Genomic DNA, 5,394 nt, shown 5'->3' on the forward strand with positions numbered 1-5,394 from the left:
GAACACGGTCGTTAAGCTCTTCTGCGCCGATGGTAGTTGGGGGCTTCCCCCTGTGAGAGTAGGACGTTGCCAGGCAATTTGAAAGCATTCCATTGAGGGATGCTTTTTTTGTATAAAAAGGTGATGAAATAATTATAGAACCTGTGCAAACGGAATCTACAATTCTGTACTTGTTGAGGTAGTTGTTTTCCCCGGTTTAAAGATTTTGAGGTGTGTATGAATGGGGAAGAAGTTCTAGTTGGGATTTTGATGCTTAGATTTTTTGGCAACGGAATTACGAGATGAGGTACGGATGAATGGGGCGTGGAGTCGGATTGAGATTGTAAAGGGTGAGGTTTATCTTGAGATTGGGTATGAGGAGTTGTGGAGGAAGTCGAGTGGGGTGTTTCTGGAGGTTTTATAAGTGATGAAATTAAGCCGTTACACTAAAAGTTTCATTTTCGTAGGCTTCTATACTTATCTAAAAAGTCATCGATCTTCTTTTAATAATGGCTATAAACTCACCTTTAAATGATATCCTGCGTTTTATTACTTTGATTTCTTTATCATCAGTTAATCTGTAAAACTTTCTATCCTCAACAATTATTTATATAAAATCAATACTGTGTATCTTATCTTGCGTTAATCTCTGAGGGTGGCTTTTTTAGACGGGGTCTTTTGTAAAGGAACTCTTTGACCATTTGATTGAACCGTTTTCTATCTAAAGCTTAGAGTTCCTTTTAAAATGAGCAATATGTAAGATGTAGAAATTGGAGGAAGTTGGTAATTGTGAATTCGTATTAAGTTTTAACAATAATCCTGCTCCATGATAGAGAAAAGTTCGTCCTCATAATTGTGTGAGAAATGAAAGTAATAAAGTGAAAGTCAAGTTATAAACTAAAGGGGGGTGCTAACGAAATGATGAATTCAATGATCAATCATCAATCATATTGGCTGGGTAACAGATGTATTCAATTGGGGTAGACGAGCAGAGCAATTATTTGGAGCTAGACGTAACAACAACGGTGGGATGCTGTTTTTAGTATTAGTTATAGGAGTAGGAATTGGGGCTACAGCTTACAGTCTTATGAGAGATCAAACCACTATGTCAGAGTTTTCAGAAGAACTAACAACTGAGCCGTCGAAAAAGGCGGGCAATATTGATTACGAAGATCTATTGTAACGTTTGAATTTCTTTTAATACACCAATAAGAGAGTCTACTGATAGAGCATTCAGGTGAACGTATTAACGTTGCTCGTACCGAGCAAGCACTCGCCGTCAACCCTAGCGTGATCGGGAGTGGCTGTCCGTACTGCTTAACGATATTAAGTGATGGAACGAAAGTAAAAGAAGTAGAAGATCAAGTAAGAACAATGGATTTGGCAGAAGTTTTGGAGAAGGCGTTAGTTAGATAACTTATTTACTTATAGTGATTAAACAAAATAGGATAGACTTCAAAACAAACCATAATGGCTATGTTCTTTCATGGCCACTGTTGTTTATTATTGATTAAGGTTCTTCTATTGTCTAGCGTTAATAATGTATAATTCAATTCTACTAACCCTCAGTATTAGATCCTAACTACTATAAAATTGCGCATATTAATCTTAAGTCCAAAACTGGCGGCTAACTTTAAAGGGAAAAGCTATTTTATTATTTTTAAATATTTCTATTATCGTATAGAATTAAGCTTTAGGACTGTCATGAACAAGTTTTTAATATGTACTTTCATATGTTAGCAAGAAAATAGATGAACAAATGTGGTTACTAAATCGTTAAGGAAGAATACATTTTGTTGTATAGTAACAAGGACAAGATGTAGTTCAATTAGGGGCAACATTTGCCCCACAAACGAGCTTTCTGGAAAATTATCGACTCAGGAAGAATTTTCCTCTGCACTTGGCGTTGTATGGGGTAAAGAAGTATCTAACCAACAAGTAGATGATACTACTTACACTGACATTATGAAACGTGCTGGTTTACTAGATTTTCTCATTCATGTAAACAGTATAATTGAACTTAATTTAAACCGACTTACTTTCAATAGAAAAGTCGGTTTTTTAAAAAAATATATGAATCATGCAACTTGATGGTTGCGCTGAAGTTAAAGGAGACGTTACCTCCGGAGAAGCGGTTCCCAAGTTCGGTTGGGAGTTCGGTGCGGCGATGGGGAGTTGGTTTAAGGATCGGAGCTTTATTGGCTATGCGTTAACCGTTTGCTTCATTCTTGGCGGGAGTTTTGCTTATGTGGCGGGAACTCCGTTTGTGTACGAGGGGATTTATGGGGTGTCGCCTCAAGTGTTTAGTGTGTTGTTTGGAGTTAATGGTCTCTTTCTTCACGTACTACGACGTTAGACATGTTTATACAAAAAACTAGATTGCATGATCAATATCATTTAAAATAGTAATTGATTAGTTAAAGTGGGAGCTGTTCCTTTTTGAAAACACTAAAGTCACTCATGTTTTGGAAAATATTCGTGATTAATTTATTAATCATGCTTGCGTTATTAGGGGTGATCTTTTTCATGTCACAAACAGCTTTACCTGAAATAGCTAAAAATAAATCGAAAGATATAACTGATGAAACAGTATTGAGATTACAAGGCCAAATAAATACGATAACCGTAGATTTACAAAAGTTAGGTCGTTATATTCAAACTAAATCGGTTGAGGACGATACCTGGCAGATCCATAATCAATTAGAAGAAATTGTGGAGTATTCTTCGTTTGTAGATAGTGCAACAATTGTTGAGACTGATGGTCAGATTACCGGATACTTTCCAGAGAATTTGAAAGAAGTGTTGAAAGATCAAAACTTTCTGGATAGAGAATATGTTCAAAAAGCCATGGAAACGAGAGACATTTATATAAGTAATGTAGTATCAGCTGTTACAGGTAGATTCGTAGTAGTTGTTGCTATTCCCCTTTTAAGCGAGCAAGGTGAAATTCTAAACATAGTTAATTTAATCATACGAATTGAAGAGAACCCCGTTTTTAAGTCAATTATGCACAATATCCAACTAGGTGATGGATATGCTTATATTGTAGATAAACATGGGAGGTTAATTTCTCATCCTTTGTCTGATAGAATTGGTGAGGATGTAACATCTAATCTAGTTGTTCAAAAGGTTTTAAACAAACAATCTGGTTATGAAGAAGTAACGAATACAAAGAACATTCCGATGTTAGCCTCCTATCAATATATCCCGATACTCGACTGGGGCGTTGTTGCACAGGTTCCTGTTTCCTATACACAAATCTATTTTGAAAGGTTTCAGGATACGTTAGTTTACCTTTTATTCATATTATTCCTGTTTTTATCTATTGCTACAGCTCTGTATACTAGACAAATCATTAAGCCAATTAAAGAATTAGAAATAGCGGTAGGGCAAGTAGCACAAGGCCATTTTAGTAAGAGGATGAGTATAAATCAGATAAATAATACTGAAATTGGTAAATTACTAAAGCGATTTAATGAAATGGCTGAGTATATAGAAGTAGCAAATGCAAATATTGAAATGAAGGAAAGGCTATTAATTAAGCAGAAGGAGTTTCTTCGCGAGATTATAGATTCGAGTCCTAATTTTATTTATGCAAAAAACAGCGAAGGCCAATATATGTTAGCCAATCATTCCTATGCGGCGTTTTACGGGACAACGGTTAAGGAAATGTTACTAAAAACCGAAGCGGATTTTAACCCTAACATCGAACAAGTGGAAAATCATCTACAGGAAGATCGGTTGACCATTGAAAAGCTCGAGGATACCTACATTGAAGAAGAGGTATTAATGGGTAAAAACGAGAGCGTGAAATGGGTACAAACCACTAAGATTCCATTGATCTCAACAGAATCCGATGATGTTCATGTATTATGCATAGCCAATGACATTACCGATCGGAAAGTAGTAGAGGAAGTCATTAGAAAGTCCGATAAACTTTCTGCTGTTGGAGAATTAGCTGCAGGTATAGCTCATGAAATAAGGAACCCTCTAACAAGCATTCAAGGATTTCTTCAATTCATTAAGCCTAATTATGAAGAGGAAAAATATTTTGATATTATGCTATCTGAGATTGAGCGTATTAAGTTAATTGTTGGTGAAATGTTGATCTTGTCAAAGCCACAAGCTGAAAAGCGTGACATGAAAGATGTTAGGGAAATATGCCAAAGGATCATTGATCTGTTTGTGTCAGAAGCCAATTTGAATGACGTTCAAATTATGACTGAATTTGATGCGGAAATTCCGGAAATCTGGTGCGAGGAAAATCAATTAAAGCAGGTCTTTGTAAACATTTTAAAAAATGCAATCGAGTCTATGGAAAACGGTGGTCAGATCCTGGTGCAAATTATGAAGAAAGACGATAGCCACATTATGATTCGTTTTGTGGATGAAGGAATGGGAATAGACAAAGAACGAATGAAACGATTGGGGGAGCCGTTTTATTCAACGAAAGAAAAAGGTACTGGTTTAGGTCTAATGGTTAGCTACCGCATTATTGAACATCATAATGGAAAGCTTGAGATTTCTAGTGACAAGAATCAAGGAACGACGGTTGATGTGATTTTACCAGTGCAGAATAAATAATTTTTAAGTATGGGAGACCTCACTTTTGAGCAAGTGGGGTTTTTTAGTTTTCTTGGAGAGATACATCAAGGGTTTAAATATTAGACATAAATTTACGGTAGCAATAGCTAAACTCATTAGACTTTATATTTACTTTACTTGGGTAGTGAAAGACGGGCTCCGAGCTAACGTTTAAACTCTGTGTCCTTTTTGCTATAGGAATCATATATACATAGCCGATACAAAATCACTTTAATCTCGCACTATCTCCTTCTCTCTTTTAAACGTAAGTGTATCAGTAAGGAAGGTTAGACTAGATCTTAATGAAAGAATCTTCTTTTGAAAAAGGGATTCTTTTGCTATCCAACTAATAGACTTTCCGCCTGAATATGCATTTTAAAGAAGTATAAATAATCGATAGAGTGTCTCTTAGTAATGATGTGGATTAGCATAAAATATGGTTTGAACTTAATATAGTAAGAAAAATGATTGGTCATTTGGAGAATTGTTTTTGTAATTGTAGTTGTTATAAGTACAAAACTATGATAAATTATTAAACCTAGCCGCAAAAATTAATTCTAAATTAAATATTGCGCAGAATTATAAGGTGTGATATAGTATTACTTGTCGCTGTTAACGACAGCTTGTTACATAACGACTTGCAAAAATAGCTTATAAAAAGTTGTTGCGCGGAATGATTCGTTGTGTTATGATAGTAAATGTCGCTAACGAAGTGACACAATAGTTCTTTGAAAACTGAACAAAAGCCAAGCGGAAAGAGAAAACATGATTTTCTCGTCAATTTTAAGTGATTTCGTAAAATCACAATGAAGTATCGTTAGCGATACAGTT

2 protein-coding genes, 1 rRNA gene and 2 pseudogenes are annotated in these 5,394 nt (G+C 35.4%); all 5 read left to right on the top strand.

Annotation, left to right across the window (positions count from 1 at the left end; translation table 11 throughout):
- Positions 1-75: ribosomal RNA gene (rrf, locus tag PQ474_RS26820) — 5S ribosomal RNA — on the top strand; the annotation flags it as partial.
- A gap of 934 nt (positions 76-1,009) precedes the next feature.
- Positions 1,010-1,162 carry a hypothetical protein gene (locus PQ474_RS25445; RefSeq protein WP_273848376.1) on the top strand — a complete coding sequence of 51 codons (153 nt, stop codon included), beginning with the start codon at positions 1,010-1,012 and terminating at the stop codon, positions 1,160-1,162.
- A gap of 44 nt (positions 1,163-1,206) precedes the next feature.
- A pseudogene (locus tag PQ474_RS25450) lies at positions 1,207-1,395 on the top strand (hypothetical protein); the annotation flags it as partial.
- A 671-nt stretch (positions 1,396-2,066) separates the two neighbouring features.
- A pseudogene (locus tag PQ474_RS25460) lies at positions 2,067-2,311 on the top strand (MFS transporter); the annotation flags it as partial.
- Between the two features lie 107 nt (positions 2,312-2,418).
- Positions 2,419-4,563 carry an ATP-binding protein gene (locus PQ474_RS25465; RefSeq protein WP_273848377.1) on the top strand — a complete coding sequence of 715 codons (2,145 nt, stop codon included), beginning with the start codon at positions 2,419-2,421 and terminating at the stop codon, positions 4,561-4,563.
- The last annotated feature ends 831 nt before the right edge of the window (positions 4,564-5,394 follow it).

It is taken from the genome of Halalkalibacter alkalisediminis, assembly GCF_028610705.1.
Taxonomy (GTDB): Bacteria; Bacillota; Bacilli; order Bacillales; family Bacillaceae_D; genus Halalkalibacter; species Halalkalibacter alkalisediminis.

Excerpts from the sequence above, each read along its gene's own strand:
- PQ474_RS25445 (WP_273848376.1), top strand. The coding sequence starts at position 1,010 with ATGCTGTTTTTAGTATTAGTTATAGGAGTAGGAATTGGGGCTACAGCT.